We start from the raw sequence: 15,620 nt of genomic DNA on the forward strand, positions 1-15,620 counted from the left end.
CTTTGGTTAAGTATTATTGATTACCTTGACCTTTGTTCGCTTGAGATTGCGAATTTTGTTGACGCACCTCTTGAGCATTAGTCTCAGAAGCGAATTCAGTTCCGAAAGAACCTTGACCTTGAGAAGAAGCGTTTTGTTGACGTACTTCTTGAGCATTAGTCTTAGAAGCTTGGTTTTGGTTTCTGTTTGCCATGATTATCACCTCCAACAAAGATTAATTTCTCCAATCCCATAAATCTTATTCAAAAAAATTTAGTTTTTTATTGAGATAAAGTATTCCCAATATTTAAAATCAAATAAGTAAATTACTTTATGATACAATCGGAAAATACAAGCTTTTTTTGAAAGGAGACAAGCATGAAGAAAATTACGTTAAAGCAAATAAAAGATATGTGTGGAACTGTCTCCTACAAAAAGGGAGACGCCTTTTACCGAACAAATAAAATCACATTTATAGAATCTACTCCTGAAAAATATAAAGCAGTTGTCAGTGCAAAGGACGATTTTCACGTCTTAATTGAATTTAATGAACTTAATAAGCTAACTACAACTTGTACTTGTCCTAAACTCTCTTCGTTTCAAAAGGAATGTCAGCATGTTGCTGCAGTATTAATTGCAGTGCACGATGAACAAAATAAATCTCCCATTGTACAAGAGATTTCCCATGGATCAAACGATCAACTACAGTCCCTTTTTAGTCATAATTCATCTAGACCCGCTCGTTACAGAAGCAGATTCGAAAACAGGCAAACTGTTGAATTACAGTTGTTATGTGATTTACATATTGGTGAACAAACATTAATCAGAATAGAAATAGAGCTTGATGGTGTTAAAGTAAACAATATAAGAGAATTCCTTCTTGACCTTGAAAATGGAATACCGCACACACTATCTTCAAACTTTACATTTAATACCTTCTTCCATTGTTTTACCCGAGAAGATGAGGCTGTGCTGCAACAATTCATTCAAATTGGTAAAGATGAAAAGTTCATCTCAGAAAGTTATATTATTATTCCTCCTTCCCATTGGGAGCAGATGAAGGTCTTATTACAAGAGGCACCACTTGTTAAAGTAATCGAGAAACCCTTTTCTTTAACAAGTGACATACTTCCACTTCGGTTTCATCTTACAGAAGCTAAAAATCATAGCTATGTACTTCAAGTCGAAGGGTTAGAAAAGATCATGATATTAGATCCTTATTCGACTGTTTTATATAATGGAGAACTTATTGATTTTGAGCGTTCAGACTTCAATCTATTATTGGACTTAAGAAAGCTTCTTAAAGACTCATCCGTTATTCAAGTACCAAAGAAGCAGTTATCTTCGTTTATAGAAAAAGTTGTTCCTGGCTTACGAAAACTAGGTGTAGTCCAACTTTCAAGCACGATTGTCAATGAAGTAAATGAAGCTCCATTGGTTGCAAAGCTCTTTTTAGATCGCATCAAAAACCGACTATTAATTGGGCTCGAATTTCAGTATGAAAATATCATCCTTAATCCACTTGACGATACGGATGACGCTAGTTCTTATGTTTTAGTAAGAGATATCGAAAAGGAACAAACAATTCTTCGATTATTAGATGAAAGTGAATGTACGAAAACAGATGGTGGCTTTTATTTACACAATGAGGCACTAGAATATGAATTTTTATATTACATCGTGCCAAAGTTACAAAAGCTCACGCAAATTTATGCGACGACAGCTGTTCGAAACCGAATTTTCAGACCAAATGCAAAACCAAGAATACGAGTTAAGGTTAATAAAGAACGTACCAATTGGCTTGATTTTAAATTTAAAATGGATGGAATTGCAGAAGATGAAATTCGTGGGCTTTTATCTGCGATTGAGGAAAAAAGAAAATATTATCGTTTAAAAAGCGGTTCACTATTTTCGTTAGAAACAAAGGAAATTAAAGAAATTCAACGATTTCTAACGACAATTCCAGAAGAAACGGATATACATGAAGGCATTAGCCTACCTATTACGAAAAGTGCAAAGTACCTCTCAATATTCGGAGAACATGATGCATACGAGGCAGAGACTACTTTCAAAGAATTTCTCTCAGCACTGCACTCACCGTCCAAGCTTGATTTTGATGTTCCAACAGTACTTCAAGATACGTTGAGAGATTATCAAAAACTAGGCTTTAATTGGATGAAAACATTATCATCGTATGGTTTTGGAGGCGTGCTAGCTGATGATATGGGGCTAGGCAAAACACTTCAGAGTATTGCTTTTATTAGTTCAGAACTCCCTAGCATACGTACTAAGAAGCTGCCGGTTCTCATTGTTTGTCCTTCTTCCTTAACCTATAACTGGCTAGCTGAGTTTGGGAAATTCACTCCGGATATCCAAGTTATCGTAATTGATGGAGAAAAGAAGGCTCGAGCGGAAATCCAGAGCGATGTAACGGAATACGATGTGTTGATTACTTCGTATCCTTTGTTACGAGCGGATATTGATTGGTATGAGAAAAGAGCGTTTCACACGATATTCTTCGATGAAGCACAGGCATTTAAAAACGCAACAACGCAAACAGCAAAAGCTGCGAAGAAATTACAAGCAGAAAATCGTTTTGCCTTAACTGGAACCCCTGTTGAAAACAGTCCCGAAGAGCTTTGGTCCATTTATCATATTGTGTTTCCTGAACTTTTCCAAGGCCTCTTTGAATTTAGTTATTTGACGAGCAAAGATATCGCAAAACGTATTCGTCCATTTTTACTTCGTAGATTAAAAGAAGATGTTTTACATGAGCTTCCAGATAAAAATGAAACTACCGAGTCAATTGACCTTTCGAAAGATCAAAAAGAATTGTATGCAGGCTACTTAGCAAAGCTGCGTCATGATACGTTAAAGCACCTCGATAAGGAAACACTTCGTAAAAATCGGATTAAGATTTTGGCCGGGTTAACCCGCTTACGACAAATCTGCTGTCATCCTGGCTTGTTTGTGGATGGATATAAAGGAAAGTCGTCTAAACTAGAACAGTTGCTAGAGATTATAGAGGAATGTAAACATTCTGGTCGAAAGGTTTTGATTTTCTCTCAGTTTACAAAAATGCTTCAGATTATTGGCCAATCTTTAACGAAGCAAGGTTTACCTTATTTCTATTTAGATGGACAAACCCCTTCTGAGGAACGTCTTGAGCTTTGTAATCGATTTAACGATGGAGAGCGTTCATTTTTTCTCATTTCATTGAAAGCTGGTGGTACTGGCTTGAACTTGACAGGTGCAGATACCGTAATTCTTTATGATAGCTGGTGGAACCCGGCTGTAGAAGAGCAAGCAATGGACCGAGCCCATAGAATCGGTCAATCAAACGTTGTTCATGTGATCAAACTTGTGACAAAAGGTACGATTGAAGAGAAGATTAATGAACTTCAAGAAAAGAAGAGACAAATGATTGAGGAAATTATGGATACAGAAGGAAAGCAAGGATATAAACTTTCTGACGAGGATATTAGAGAGATTTTGAATATATAATTGAAAATGATGCTGGGACATAACTAAATAAATCATCCTTAAAGGCGAATAATAGCTAAATTATTCTTCCTATTAAATAGTATACTTTGTTATTTATTAATTAGTTAAGTTGGATGAACAAGTTCGTTCCATTGCGCTGCAGACACTAGTTCTTATAAATAGTATGCAAAATCAAACAAATCTAGAGCAACAAATAAAGACCCGAACTATTAGGTGAAAGATTCATTAAAATATCGCCTAATAGTTCGGGTATAATTGGCTGAAATACTCTTGTCCCAGCCTCTTTTTTATGTAGACCTAGACTAATAATGAGCGTCCACCATCTACGATAATCGTTTGTCCTCTTACCATTTGAGCATCATCTGATAATAAGAACATCACGGCATTTACTAAATCTTCTGGCTCTACCATGCGACCCGCAGGTGTATTTTTTCTTGCATCCTCTAGAAGATCTTCACGATTCGGGAAGTGTTTAAGTGCATCTGTATCCACTGCTCCACCCGATACAGCGTTCACAACGATATTTTTTGGAGCTAATTCTACCGCAAGATATCTTGTTAAAGATTCTACAGCCGCCTTTGAAACCCCTACAGTTGTGTAGTTTTCTAAATAACGAATCGAACCTAGGGAACTAAGGCTGACGATTTTACCTCCGCCTGAAGTCTCCATTCTTTTCGCTGCTTCTTGTGCGCAAAATAGTAAAGCTTTACTATTAATATCCATCGTCCAGTCCCAATGCGACTCTTCCAGCTCCATTAATGGTCGTAATACACCTGAAGCTGCGTTGCTTACAAAGACATCAAGACGATTGAAGTGTTCATCAATTTCTTTAAACATTTCTTTAATTTTTTCTGGTTTGCCAACATTTGCTTTAATAACTACTGCTTTTCTTCCTAATGCTTCGATTTCTTTTGCAGTTTCTTCTGCAGCAGATTTGCTACGAGCATAATTAACAATAATATCATAGCCTTGCTTTGCTAAACGCATTGCAATGGCTTTTCCAATTCCTCTACTACTTCCTGTAACTAATGCCACTTTTTGTGTCATTCGATCACTCCTATAACCAATCTGTTTACTTTTTTATCATAGCCTTCTTAATTCATACTTTCAAATGCATATGTACCATCTATTAAACAAAAAGTAAAAAGAAGATAATTTAAAGGGGGCTTACACGATGTTTGTTGGTAGAGATATGACTGAGTTATCAATGATGCCAAAAACTGAATGGAAAGATAGCGAACTTGCGTTTTATCACCATTCATTTCAACAAATCGTTCCATATTTAAATGTAGAAGGCCAAACAATTCACCGTGAGATTATTCAAGAAATCGAGTCTCGTGGTGGCTTATATCATCAAGAAGCAGATTGGACGCACGGGACTCGTGTTCAATATGATTAAAGGTAATAGCCAGCTATTTCAAACTAGCTGGCTACTTTTATCTTCTAAATACTGCTTCCAAATTTTCTGATGTGACACAGGAAATGCGTATTGCTTTAATTCTTCCAAAGTAACTAATTTTACTGTATCTGATTGAACCGGTTCGTTTGATAATCTACCTTTGTAAACCGTAATGTTCCAAGTTAAATGAGAAAAAACGTGTTGTAATGTGCCGATTACATCGTCAACTTGTAAGCTAACGTTAAACGTCTCCTCAGCAAAGCTCATAAGTTGTTCCTTTGGTGAAGTTAATTCCTTAACTACTTCTACATTTGGAAATTCCCATAATTTCGCTAACAGCCCTGTTTCTGGTCTTTTACTGATAAGTACCTTATCATCATCCGTTACGAATACGCAGGCAGCCATGGGTAGTTCTTTAACTATATTCTTTTTCGTTTTAACAGGCAGCTCTTTTTGTGTCCCATCTTTAAATGACTGACAATGATCTTGTACAGGACATAACAAACAAGATGGTGAACTTGGTGTACAAACTATTGCTCCAAGCTCCATTAATCCTTGGTTAAAAAATGAAGGATTTTCTTTACTAATAATATCACGGATAATGGCTTCAAATATTTTTCTCGTTTTCGGCTTTGCAATGTCGTCCCAAATCGATAGTATTCTTGATAATACTCTCATTACATTGCCGTCAACTGCTGGCTCTGGAACACCATACGCAATGCTTAGGATAGAGCCTGTAGTATAGGGACCAATTCCCTTTAGCTTCGAAATTTCTTCAGGAGTGTTCGGTACAATTCCACCATAATTCTCATGTACTTCACGGACTGCAGATTGCAGGTTTCTTACTCTAGAGTAATATCCAAGTCCTTCCCATGCCTTTAAGACATGTTCTTCATCTGCATTCGCAAGGCTCTCTATGTTTGGAAATTGCTTAATGAAGTTTAGAAAATAAGGAATGACTGTGTCTACTCTCGTTTGTTGAAGCATAATTTCAGAAACCCACACTTTGTATGGATCTTGGTCTTCTCTCCACGGCAAAATGCGTTGTTCATGTTCGAACCAAGTAATTAGGTCTTGTTGAAATTGATTTATTTTAAAGTCTTTTATATATTCGTATGAATTCACTTAATTTCCCCCAAAATGCAATGCTCCAGAGCAAATGCTCTATCTTCTATTTTACCTTAACAGCATGCATCTGGATATTATCAATCCCACCTTCCATAAATTGGTCAAGACAGCCGTATATTTGGTTTAGCTTCTCTCCTCTCATCTTGCGGAATGCTACAAAATGAGAAATGGTTGGTAAGGAGAATGTTTCTATATAATGTTGCTTTCCATTTTGAAACCACTCAATTTGGCGTGCACCAAATGATGGTAAACTATCCAGTACCTTTTCCATTTGTTCCTCATATTGTTGAATAAACGATTCTTTTACTTTATATTCAATAAAAATTTTGATTGACAATGCTTGACACTCCTCTATAAATTCCTGTTCTTTAATTTCGGTGTTAATTGCACATATTAGACAGTAAGAAATCCGTTTTTTTATCGTTAGGAGGTAATATGTAATGGATACTGGCACCCATTTTGTGATGGGAATCGCACTTGGCGGAATTGCCACTTTAGATCCAGTTATTGCACAAGATCCAGTTACTGCGCATGCAGTTTTGTTTGGAACGATAGCTGGATCACAGGCACCTGATTTGGATACGATTTTAAAGCTACGAAATAATGCGTACTATATACGAAATCATAGAGGCATTACTCATTCCATACCGGCTGTTATGCTTTGGCCACTTCTTATTACAGGTTTAATTCTTCTGTTTGCACCTGAAGCAAATATATTCCATCTATGGATTTGGACATTTATTGCCGTAATCCTTCATGTTTTTGTCGACATTTTCAACGCTTACGGGACACAAGCTCTTCGCCCTTTTTCGCGGAAATGGGTTGCACTTGGAGTAATTAATACGTTTGATCCGTTTATCTTTTTCATGCACATTGTTGGTATTATTGTATGGCAGTTAGGTTTAGACCCCGCTACTACCTTTATCGGTGTCTTTATGATCATCGCATTGTACTATGTCGTACGATATCGAATGAAGCTAAATGTGGCGAATGCTGTCAAAAAATTAATACCAGATGCAAACGAAATTATCATCTCACCAACGTATTATTTCAATCAATGGCATGTGGCTGTGAAGTCAGAGGAACATTTTTACGTGATTCGAGCTGTTAGAGGAGAAATAAAGATTCTAGATACATTTGATCGTCAGCCCATACCTGATATTCCTGTTATAAATGCTGCATGTAAAGATGAAAACGTTGCAGCCTTTCTGTCTTTTTCTCCGGTTTACCGGTGGGAAGCATTTGAGCATAATGATCATTATGAAGTACGATTTATTGATTTACGGTACAGAAGCAAAGGGTATTATCCATTTGTAGCTGTTGTAAAGCTTGATTTTCATTTAAATATCTTAAATTCGTATACTGGTTGGATATTCAGTGAAAAGAAATTACGTAAAAAGCTTGAATTTCTTCCTCTTAAGTAAGGAAAAAGGGGCTAGCCGAGTGGCTAGTCCCTTAATGTTTTGTATAATCATCACGATTCAAAAGATGTTCATATTTCGGATTTGATGCAACAAATTCATGCAATTGTGCGCCATATCGATTAATCCAAGAAGTTACAATTCTTTCCGCCATTTCTGGTCCCATGTATTGATGTCCGGCTTTAGCTGATGTTGTTTCGAAATCATCCCATAATAGCTCAATCCACGTTCTTGCCTGTTCATACGCAAGCGATTCGTTTTGCTCTAGTAATAGGTTTGTGAGTTGTTCGATTCTTTCATTCATTGGTTTTCACTCCTTACCAAATATTCTATCTTATATCCTCATCGGTAAACGTCATACTATAAGTAGTGCTCAATTGAGCACTAACCATAAAGTTCTTTGAGGAGGTTCTCTCGAATGCGTAATAAAGAAACTGGCTTCCCGAACCAAGGAAACAACAAGTTTGAAGGAGAACCACGAGCAAAAGCTGAGTATGCATCCAAACGTGCTGACGGATCCATCAACACACATCCTCAAGAGAGAATGCGTGCTTCGGGTATGCGCGAAGGACAATAAACTGCTTTCAAATAGCCAGAGACACCTCTGGCTATTTGTTTTTCAATAATGAAATCGGCAGTGCTTCCTCTTTATCTAACCCATTTAATCGTGAACCCCAGGCAAAAACTCCATCTAAATAATTAATTTTAAAAAAACTGCCTGGATCTTGTTCAATTTCGTAAACCTCACCCGATTTATAATCATCAGGATTTAGCAAATATGCTTTTGCCATATAAATTTTACGCTCTAGAACAGCGTACTCATTTACCATGCCAAGCTGTTCGGCTTTTCTTGCTTTTTCATGTAAAGTACGGATTTCTTGATTCAATTCAAACTCTGACATCTGGCTATAACGTTTTTCCATAGATGAACACTCCCATGTTTCATTCGCTTAGTTTATTATAGGATGAGACCATTTTGAAATCAAAATATATACATACAGGAGATGATACCCTTGAATTCAATCGTCATTACTGGTGGTGGAACGGGATTAGGAAGAGAACTTTCTTTACAATATAGCTCCTCTATTGATCACATTATACTACTTGGTAGAACAGAAGCTCCCTTAATGGAGACAAAAGAGCTAATTGAAAATAGAGGAAATAAAGCAACTTATTTTATTTGTGACCTCCAAAACCTTGAGTCAATCAAAACAACAGTAGAAAAAATTATAGCTAACTATTCTGTTTACACTCTAATAAATAACACTGGTATTGGAACTTTTGGTCCATATGAAGAAATGGATGATGAATCCATCTACCAAATGATTAATACAAATGTGCTTGGTACAATTTTCATCACAAAATATTTACTGCCTCATTTGAAACAGAAACCGAATGCAAAAATAATAAATATTATTTCGACAGCTGGACTTCGTGGGAAAGTGAACGAAGTCGTGTATTGTTCTAGTAAGTTTGCTGTTAGAGGATTTACCGAAAGTCTCCAAAAGGAAGTAGAAGCAAACAAGGTAACTGTCACAGGTGTTTATATGGGCGGAATGAATACTCCTTTTTGGGATCACTCTACCCATATAGAAGATAAATCACGTCTCAAAGCACCTGCTGAAGTTGCAAAGCAGATTAAAGAACAAGATGATGGGAAATTAGAAATCATTATCAGTTAATAATTCATTCCATTCTTCTGATTGTAGATAACCTTCTATCAAGTCTAATCCGAAGCCTTTTTGATACAGAGTTTGCTTAACCTTAAATTCAAGTTCTCGACCTGAAAGCTTTTTTAGACGGCGATGTGCTTTTGCTCCTGCTAAGCAAATCGCCTCCAATTCTTCACTTTCTTCTTTTTGTGTATCCATTTGCTGTAAAACAACACGAATCGTATCTTGAGAAAACCCTTTTCTTGATAAAGCTTCATTTATCTTTTGCTGCTGAATTCGACTAGATACGTTTTTCGTCTTTTTCAAGGTCTTATTTACAATTACTTCTGCATACTCTATTTGCTCTTCCATTGAATATTCAGCCAACGCGATTTCAATTAACGATTGTGTCATTCCCTTTTGGATAAGCTCCTGCTTTAACACACTTGGTCCTTTCAAACCAACTCTTGCATTTGTCCTTACATAAGCACGTGCAAATTCTTCATCGTTTAAGTATTTTAAATCTGTTAACTTATGGACCACTTCAGAAATGACTGCATCTGCATATTCTTTTTCTCGTAAATGTTGAATAACTTCTAATGTCGATCTCATACGATAAGAGAGGAAAACCATTGCATGTTGCATTGCTTTTGTAATATCATCCGCAAAAGCTATTTCCTCAATATCTAGTTCATCTATTTCTTTTCCTTTTTTTAAATCATTCGCTATTAATACATCTTGATGAACGCTAAAGGCATATCGCTCTCCTTTTCCATCATCGAGAAAGATGTTGTAACGCTCTTTATTTTTTTGTTGTGTCGTGATTTTTGTAATAATGGCCATACATTCACCTCTTAAAAAGAAAATCATCCTAAAACCTAACTATAGCACATTGTGAAAAAGGATTCGCTTGTTATGTACAGAATATATTGTAGATATATGGAGGTGTACGAATGAAGATAGCAATTGCAGGTGGGACAGGCTTTGTCGGTAAAGCTTTAACAAAGTCACTTGTTCAAAGAGGCGATGAAGTGTTGATTTTAACTCGGAACATCCCCTCTATAAAAGAAGAGGGAGTTCGCTACGTTAAATGGTTAGGTGAAAGCTCTACACCTGAGTATGATCTTAATGGAGTCGACGCAATTATTAATTTAGCAGGGGAATCACTTAATAGTGGTAGATGGACAGAAGCTAGAAAAGAAAGAATTTACAATAGTCGTATTCATGCAACGAGAGAGATTGTTCGTATTATAGGGATTATGAAAAATAAGCCTTCTACTCTTATAAATGCAAGTGCTGTGGGATATTACGGAATATCGCGAACAGACACCTTTACAGAAGAAATTGCGCAACATAGCCAAGACTTTTTAGGAGAAGTTGTTTGGTCATGGGAGGAGGAAGCACGTACCGTTGAACAATTCGGTGTACGTGTAGTTTTCTCTCGCTTTGGTGTCATTCTTGGTAAGGATGAAGGTGCCCTGCCGAGAATTGTTCTGCCGTATAAATTATTTGCTGGTGGTACGGTTGGTAGTGGAAAGCAGTGGCTATCTTGGATTCATGTTGATGATGTGGTTGGTATGATTCTTTTTGCCATCACTCACGATCAAATAACCGGTCCACTTAATGTTGTTTCTCCATCTCCTGTTACAATGAAGGAATTTGGAAAGTCTGTTGGAAAAGTGTTACGAAAACCACATTGGCTTCCTGTTCCAGGCTTTGCACTAAAATTATTGTTAGGTGAAATGAGTATATTAGTGTTAGAAGGGCAAAAGGTATTACCAAAGGTAGCCGAGCAGCACGGATATAAATTTATTTATTCTACTATTGATGAAGCATTAGAAAACATATTAAAATCATAGATAATGTATTTACTTTTTGCTCATGACACTTATCAACATTTTGTTGTTTCAAAAAAGTTTATGCAATAAAAAGGTTTCAGGGAATTTTTTCACCATTCTAGAAAAAGCAGCACTTGTATGAAAAAGGCCCTGCTTAAAAGTTAGGAGTTTCTAAAAAAATGAAAACATTATTTAAAAATGCAACGATTTATCCAATCACTTCACCACCAATGAGAAATGCTGATTTATATGTTGAAGATGGGAAGATAAAAGAAATTGGATATAATATAGAGCCGACAGAAGATACTTTTGTTATGGATTGTAACGAGCAATATTTATTACCGGGTTTTGTTGATGTTCATACCCATCTCGGTTTATATGATGAAGGAACTGGCTGGGCAGGAAATGATGCGAATGAAACAATTGAGCCGTTGACACCACATATTCGTGCTTTTGATAGCTTGCATCCACTTGACATTGCATTCAGCGATGCCATTCAACATGGAGTTACAACAGCGCATATTATGCCTGGTAGTGCAAACGTTATTGGCGGAACGACGTCTGTGATTAAAACGTACGGAAGAAATGTGAATAAGATGCTTATCCAAGAGACAGCTGGATTAAAGGTCGCACTTGGTGAAAATCCAAAGCGTATTCATAGTCATGGAAGCAACGATTCTATCACTCGAATGGGAATTATGGGAATGTTACGTGAAGCTTTTTATAAAGCAAAATACTGTGACCGTCCTGAAGACTTTCGTGTTCGCCCTATTGTTAAAGCTCTAAAACGTGAAATACCTGTGCGTATACATGCTCACCGCGCTGATGACATTATGTCAGCGATGCGTTTTGCGGAGGAATTTGATTTAGATTATAGAATTGAGCATTGTACGGAAGGTCATTTGATTGCTGATGAGTTTGAGGGAAAAAATATTAAAGTTAGTGTTGGGCCAACATTGACCCGTCGTTCGAAAATTGAATTGAAAAACAAATCGTGGAAAACGTATCAAGCATTATCTGATGCTGGCGTTGAAGTGTCGATCACTACGGATCACCCGTATACGCCAATTCAGTACTTGAATATTTGTGCGGCAATTGCCGTTCGAGAAGGATTAGACGAGCAAAAAGCTCTAGAAGGAATTACCATTACTGCTGCACGTAATTTACGCGTGGATGACCGCTTAGGTAGTCTAGAAACCGGCAAAGATGCAGACATTGTTTTATGGGATCATCATCCGTTTCACTATTTAGCAAAGACACGATTAACTATGATAAATGGAGAAATAATTTACAAAAAAAATTAACAAAAAAGTAGTATCTTTTTTTCACATTTTATCGTATTATACTTAAAGATATTTCATATTTTCAACTGACAATTATATACCTTTTATGTTTAAGGGGAAGGCAAATGGTGCGCCACCAGCATGAACTGGTCCTAGTGGGTTCGATTCCCACCCCGAAATTTTTTTGGTTAGTATTATGAAAAAATTTCAGGGGGTGGGGTTCTATTCTCTATGGAGTAGACTGCCCTCAGTTTGGAGGGACAAATCATGCTAAAAAGACGTGATCTACAAGAGTCGCAGATTCTTTTTGATCTCATGGTGCATCCAGAAGTCTTCCCTTTTGTGCGCCATAAAGCTTCAACTTACGAAGAATTTTTATTCCTAACAAAACAAACAATCGAAGCAGAAGAACATGGTGAGCTCATTTCACGGACTATTTTAGATGAATGGGGCTCTCCAATTGGAACGATTAACTTGTTCGACCTTCAAGATAATGCCGGCTTCCTTGGTACGTGGTTAGGCAAGCCATATCATGGTCTTGGCTATAACAAACTGGCCAAAGAGGCATTCTTTAACGAAGTATTTTTCGAACTTGGCATCGATAAAATTTTCATGCGAATTCGCAAAGTTAACATCCGTTCACAAAAGGCTGCCGAAAAGCTACCTTACGTTCTTCTTGCGAACGAAACAAGGAAAAGTCTATATGACCAAATTAACGTAAATGGCAACATCTATAACTTGTATGAAATTCCAAAAGACCTATATCACCTACATGCGATGAGAGAACCAGTTGCATTCCAGGAAGAACAACTAAAAGAAGCATAATATATAGGATAATCTGCTAACCTGCTCAATTCACTTGAGCAGGTTTTACTACACTGTAAGTCTTTAACACTTTAAAGGAGTGGGGGCCTGTCCCCCACTCCTTTAAAGTGTTAAAACATATTAATTTTTAGTTTTTGAATAATGAAGATGAATTTAGGTAACGATGATAATAACTTTGTGTAAAGTGAGGGATGGACTAATGGACAAGAAGAAAAAGGATAAAATGAAGAAGAGTACGTTAAGCAGTATGCAAGAGGTTACATATTCACGTGAATTTAAAATGGCTGATCGCGCTGGCGGGTACATTAGCAATAAGTAATTCCTAATTTTTCCCGTTAATAACTTTTCCCTTTGGTGTAAAAATAAACAAGAACTTCTTGTTCAATTTGCAGATGGAGGGATAACCATGCCAACAAATCATGGACATGCGAATCGTGATAAAAACACACAATCTTTACCACAAACTCCTGGCTATGCTAAATTGCCACCGGATGGTCGCGATATTGAGTTTTCTCAAGAGTTAGCAGATGCTGATGATTTACAAGCACAAGAGCGCGCAAAAGCTGCTGATGCTCGTGCAAAATCTAAATAACGATAATAAAGGAGGTAGTCAAATCGGCTACCTCCCTTTCAATTTTCTAAATATATAATTATATACACAGGTTTATCCACAGTTCTGTGTATAATGTGGATATCTATCCAAACACTGCATGCCTATTGACTCTATTACTCTTAGTTACTTTAGCCTAATATGTGGATTATTTTATAAAAATTTGTGGATATTGTGAATAAACCTGTGTAAATCCTTATACATTAATCCCTAACCGTATATTGCGCTTGTGGATAAGGTCCTCCACAAATCTCATAAACAATATTTTAATATATTAAATCTCCCCTTCTTTTAAACAAACGTTTGATTATTTTTTTACGAAGCGCATTTATATCAACCCTTATTCTCACATCGCAAAATTTATCTTTTTCCCTTATAAATAAATTATTATATTTAAATACAACATTAATGCTTACAACAAAAAAACCACCCCTCGAACAGAAGAAGTGATCATAATTCTACTTACTTCGTTAGCTCATCCCAATCAGCATTTTGCGGTGGCAGCTCCATCCCTTGATGTTTTATGTTAATATTCACACCGTCCTCAGCAAACAGTCAACTTCTTGTACTAGCCTAAAGTAGTCAAGTGCAATGTCTCTTCTTGGTGAAAGTGACATTACAGCTCCGTAATTCCCCATTTCTCCTCATACTTTAGAGATAGTTTATCCTAACTTTTTTATAGTCTTGATTTTCGTTATAAAGTAATAGTACTTATACACAACTATTAATAATAGGAAAACTTTCACAAGGTTGCTGTCAGTTAGGAAAAATGGTATCGCAATCATAAAATCAGCAAATAACAAAATCGTAAGCTTTTGCTTCCTAGTCATCGCTCGATTTTTCACAAATTCTTCTAAGTGGTTTTTATAAACATTTGTTCCTTTAAACCATTTTTCAAATTTACTAGATCCCTTCACAAAAAAGAAAGACGCTAATAATAATAATGGTGTTGTTGGCAGTAACGGTAAAACAATTCCAATCATTCCTAATCCCATAAAAATAAATCCAAGTAAAATATATATAACCTTTTTTACATTACGAATGACATCCACGCTCCAACATTCTGTACTATTATAATTTAGTATAACAAACGGTTCAATATTTCTTCAGTGAAACGTTATGTGATATAGTGTAAAAAGACTTTTATAAAAAGGAGCAAATGTATATGACGAACCAACACGATCAAAAGGAACTACCAGAAAAAACTTGTACGATTGAGAGACTAATTACAATGCCTGATGACATTAAAAAGGTTATTGAAGGTAATAAGACTGCCACTAGACGTAACGGTCGTTATGCAGATATTGGCGAAGAATTTGTGTTAGATGGTAAAAATTTTGTTGTAAACAACGTATATTCACAAGCCTTAGGTGAATTAACAGACGAGCATGCAAAGCATGAAGGCTTTGAGACAGTTGATGAATATAAGGAATCAATTTTATCGTACCATCCTGGTATGCCTTGGTTGCCACATATGAGAGTCTGGGTACACGAGTTCAGTCCCGTTAATGAATAGAGGGTAATTTCGTGGATTTACTTTATAAATTACTAATTTATATCCATGTTGTGAGTGCCGTTGCATCAATAGGTCCATTTTTCATATTGATACCAATAGTAAACCGTCTTGTCACTCCAATAGAAGCAGAATTACAATCATTCTTACATACATTTAGATTTGTAGTGCGATTTACAAAACATGCAGGTCACGTTCTAATAGGATCTGGCGTTTTACTTGTCATTCTTGGTCCATGGACGTGGAAAACCCCTTGGATTGTTGCTACATTAGTATTGCTATTTAGTTCTTTGTTCTTTCTAGCGCGTGCTTTTTCGCCAACACTGAGAAAATTTCAAGAAGCTAACCATCATCGAGAACTATTAGTAAAAAAACTTAAAAAAGCTGTGTGGACATATTTACTATTATTACTTACCATGCTTTGGTTTATGGTTGTGAAACCAAATATGTAAAAAAAGGGCTAGCATT

Annotated in this window: 20 protein-coding genes; 12 read left to right on the forward strand and 8 right to left on the reverse strand. The window is 36.4% G+C overall.

What is annotated here, in order from left to right:
- Positions 1-13: 13 nt before the first annotated feature.
- Positions 14-193 (reverse strand): gamma-type small acid-soluble spore protein, encoded by a 180-nt coding sequence (locus JR050_RS02010; protein WP_204201849.1) that lies wholly within the window; start codon positions 191-193, stop codon positions 14-16.
- Positions 194-357: 164 nt separating this feature from the next.
- Here JR050_RS02010 and JR050_RS02015 point away from each other — a divergent pair, with 164 nt between their 5' ends.
- A complete protein-coding gene (locus JR050_RS02015; RefSeq protein WP_204201850.1) occupies positions 358-3,483 on the forward strand; it encodes a DEAD/DEAH box helicase in 3,126 nt (1,041 codons plus the stop codon).
- Positions 3,484-3,780: 297 nt separating this feature from the next.
- Here JR050_RS02015 and fabL read toward each other — a convergent pair whose 3' ends face one another.
- Positions 3,781-4,530: an enoyl-[acyl-carrier-protein] reductase FabL gene (gene fabL / locus JR050_RS02020; RefSeq protein ID WP_204201851.1), complete on the reverse strand. Its 750-nt coding sequence runs from the start codon at positions 4,528-4,530 to the stop codon at positions 3,781-3,783.
- A gap of 127 nt (positions 4,531-4,657) precedes the next feature.
- Between fabL and JR050_RS02025 the strand changes: the two genes are divergently transcribed.
- Complete coding sequence (locus JR050_RS02025; protein WP_204201852.1) at positions 4,658-4,882, forward strand: hypothetical protein; 225 nt, start codon at positions 4,658-4,660, stop codon at positions 4,880-4,882.
- An 18-nt stretch (positions 4,883-4,900) separates the two neighbouring features.
- On the opposite strand, the gene mutY is transcribed toward JR050_RS02025, so the two are convergent.
- Positions 4,901-6,007 carry an A/G-specific adenine glycosylase gene (mutY, locus tag JR050_RS02030; RefSeq protein WP_346726691.1) on the reverse strand — a complete coding sequence of 369 codons (1,107 nt, stop codon included), beginning with the start codon at positions 6,005-6,007 and terminating at the stop codon, positions 4,901-4,903.
- Positions 6,008-6,053: 46 nt separating this feature from the next.
- Positions 6,054-6,347 carry a hypothetical protein gene (locus tag JR050_RS02035; RefSeq protein ID WP_204201853.1) on the reverse strand — a complete coding sequence of 98 codons (294 nt, stop codon included), beginning with the start codon at positions 6,345-6,347 and terminating at the stop codon, positions 6,054-6,056.
- 103 nt (positions 6,348-6,450) lie between these two features.
- On the opposite strand from JR050_RS02035, the gene JR050_RS02040 reads away from it, so the two are divergent.
- Positions 6,451-7,434 carry a metal-dependent hydrolase gene (locus tag JR050_RS02040; RefSeq protein ID WP_204201854.1) on the forward strand — a complete coding sequence of 328 codons (984 nt, stop codon included), beginning with the start codon at positions 6,451-6,453 and terminating at the stop codon, positions 7,432-7,434.
- A gap of 31 nt (positions 7,435-7,465) precedes the next feature.
- On the opposite strand, the gene JR050_RS02045 is transcribed toward JR050_RS02040, so the two are convergent.
- Entirely contained in the window at positions 7,466-7,735 is a 270-nt protein-coding gene (locus tag JR050_RS02045; RefSeq protein ID WP_204201855.1) for a YfhJ family protein, read from the reverse strand.
- A gap of 114 nt (positions 7,736-7,849) precedes the next feature.
- On the opposite strand from JR050_RS02045, the gene JR050_RS02050 reads away from it, so the two are divergent.
- Positions 7,850-8,008: a small, acid-soluble spore protein K gene (locus tag JR050_RS02050; RefSeq protein ID WP_204201856.1), complete on the forward strand. Its 159-nt coding sequence runs from the start codon at positions 7,850-7,852 to the stop codon at positions 8,006-8,008.
- 31 nt (positions 8,009-8,039) lie between these two features.
- Here the strand turns inward: JR050_RS02050 and JR050_RS02055 are convergent, their stop codons facing one another.
- A complete protein-coding gene (locus JR050_RS02055) occupies positions 8,040-8,354 on the reverse strand; it encodes a YfhH family protein (RefSeq protein ID WP_204201857.1) in 315 nt (104 codons plus the stop codon).
- An 81-nt stretch (positions 8,355-8,435) separates the two neighbouring features.
- On the opposite strand from JR050_RS02055, the gene JR050_RS02060 reads away from it, so the two are divergent.
- Positions 8,436-9,113: an SDR family NAD(P)-dependent oxidoreductase gene (locus JR050_RS02060; RefSeq protein ID WP_346726692.1), complete on the forward strand. Its 678-nt coding sequence runs from the start codon at positions 8,436-8,438 to the stop codon at positions 9,111-9,113.
- On the opposite strand, the gene recX is transcribed toward JR050_RS02060, so the two are convergent.
- Positions 9,093-9,926: a recombination regulator RecX gene (recX, locus tag JR050_RS02065; protein ID WP_204201859.1), complete on the reverse strand. Its 834-nt coding sequence runs from the start codon at positions 9,924-9,926 to the stop codon at positions 9,093-9,095. The two genes, JR050_RS02060 and recX, sit on opposite strands and share 21 nt — an antisense overlap.
- 110 nt (positions 9,927-10,036) lie before the next feature.
- Between recX and JR050_RS02070 the strand changes: the two genes are divergently transcribed.
- From JR050_RS02070 to JR050_RS02090, 5 genes are all read left to right on the forward strand, one after another.
- Positions 10,037-10,942, forward strand: a complete 906-nt coding sequence (locus JR050_RS02070; protein ID WP_204201860.1) for a TIGR01777 family oxidoreductase — start codon at positions 10,037-10,039, stop codon at positions 10,940-10,942.
- Positions 10,943-11,100: 158 nt separating this feature from the next.
- Positions 11,101-12,225, forward strand: a complete 1,125-nt coding sequence (locus JR050_RS02075; protein ID WP_204201861.1) for an amidohydrolase — start codon at positions 11,101-11,103, stop codon at positions 12,223-12,225.
- A gap of 246 nt (positions 12,226-12,471) precedes the next feature.
- A complete protein-coding gene (locus tag JR050_RS02080) occupies positions 12,472-13,029 on the forward strand; it encodes a GNAT family N-acetyltransferase (protein ID WP_204201862.1) in 558 nt (185 codons plus the stop codon).
- Positions 13,030-13,228: 199 nt separating this feature from the next.
- Positions 13,229-13,348: a YfhE family protein gene (locus tag JR050_RS02085; RefSeq protein ID WP_149221120.1), complete on the forward strand. Its 120-nt coding sequence runs from the start codon at positions 13,229-13,231 to the stop codon at positions 13,346-13,348.
- Between the two features lie 87 nt (positions 13,349-13,435).
- Complete coding sequence (locus JR050_RS02090) at positions 13,436-13,621, forward strand: YfhD family protein (protein WP_204201863.1); 186 nt, start codon at positions 13,436-13,438, stop codon at positions 13,619-13,621.
- 680 nt (positions 13,622-14,301) lie between these two features.
- Here the strand turns inward: JR050_RS02090 and JR050_RS02095 are convergent.
- Positions 14,302-14,691 carry a YbaN family protein gene (locus JR050_RS02095; protein ID WP_346726693.1) on the reverse strand — a complete coding sequence of 130 codons (390 nt, stop codon included), beginning with the start codon at positions 14,689-14,691 and terminating at the stop codon, positions 14,302-14,304.
- Between the two features lie 113 nt (positions 14,692-14,804).
- On the opposite strand from JR050_RS02095, the gene JR050_RS02100 reads away from it, so the two are divergent.
- Together JR050_RS02100 and JR050_RS02105 are read left to right on the forward strand one after the other, a co-directional pair.
- Positions 14,805-15,155, forward strand: coding sequence for an ASCH domain-containing protein (locus JR050_RS02100; RefSeq protein ID WP_204201864.1), 351 nt, complete (start codon positions 14,805-14,807; stop codon positions 15,153-15,155).
- 11 nt (positions 15,156-15,166) lie between these two features.
- Complete coding sequence (locus tag JR050_RS02105; protein ID WP_204201865.1) at positions 15,167-15,604, forward strand: hypothetical protein; 438 nt, start codon at positions 15,167-15,169, stop codon at positions 15,602-15,604.
- The last annotated feature ends 16 nt before the right edge of the window (positions 15,605-15,620 follow it).

It is taken from the genome of Bacillus suaedaesalsae, from assembly GCF_016890225.1.
Taxonomy (GTDB): domain Bacteria; phylum Bacillota; class Bacilli; order Bacillales; family SA4; genus Bacillus_BS; species Bacillus_BS suaedaesalsae.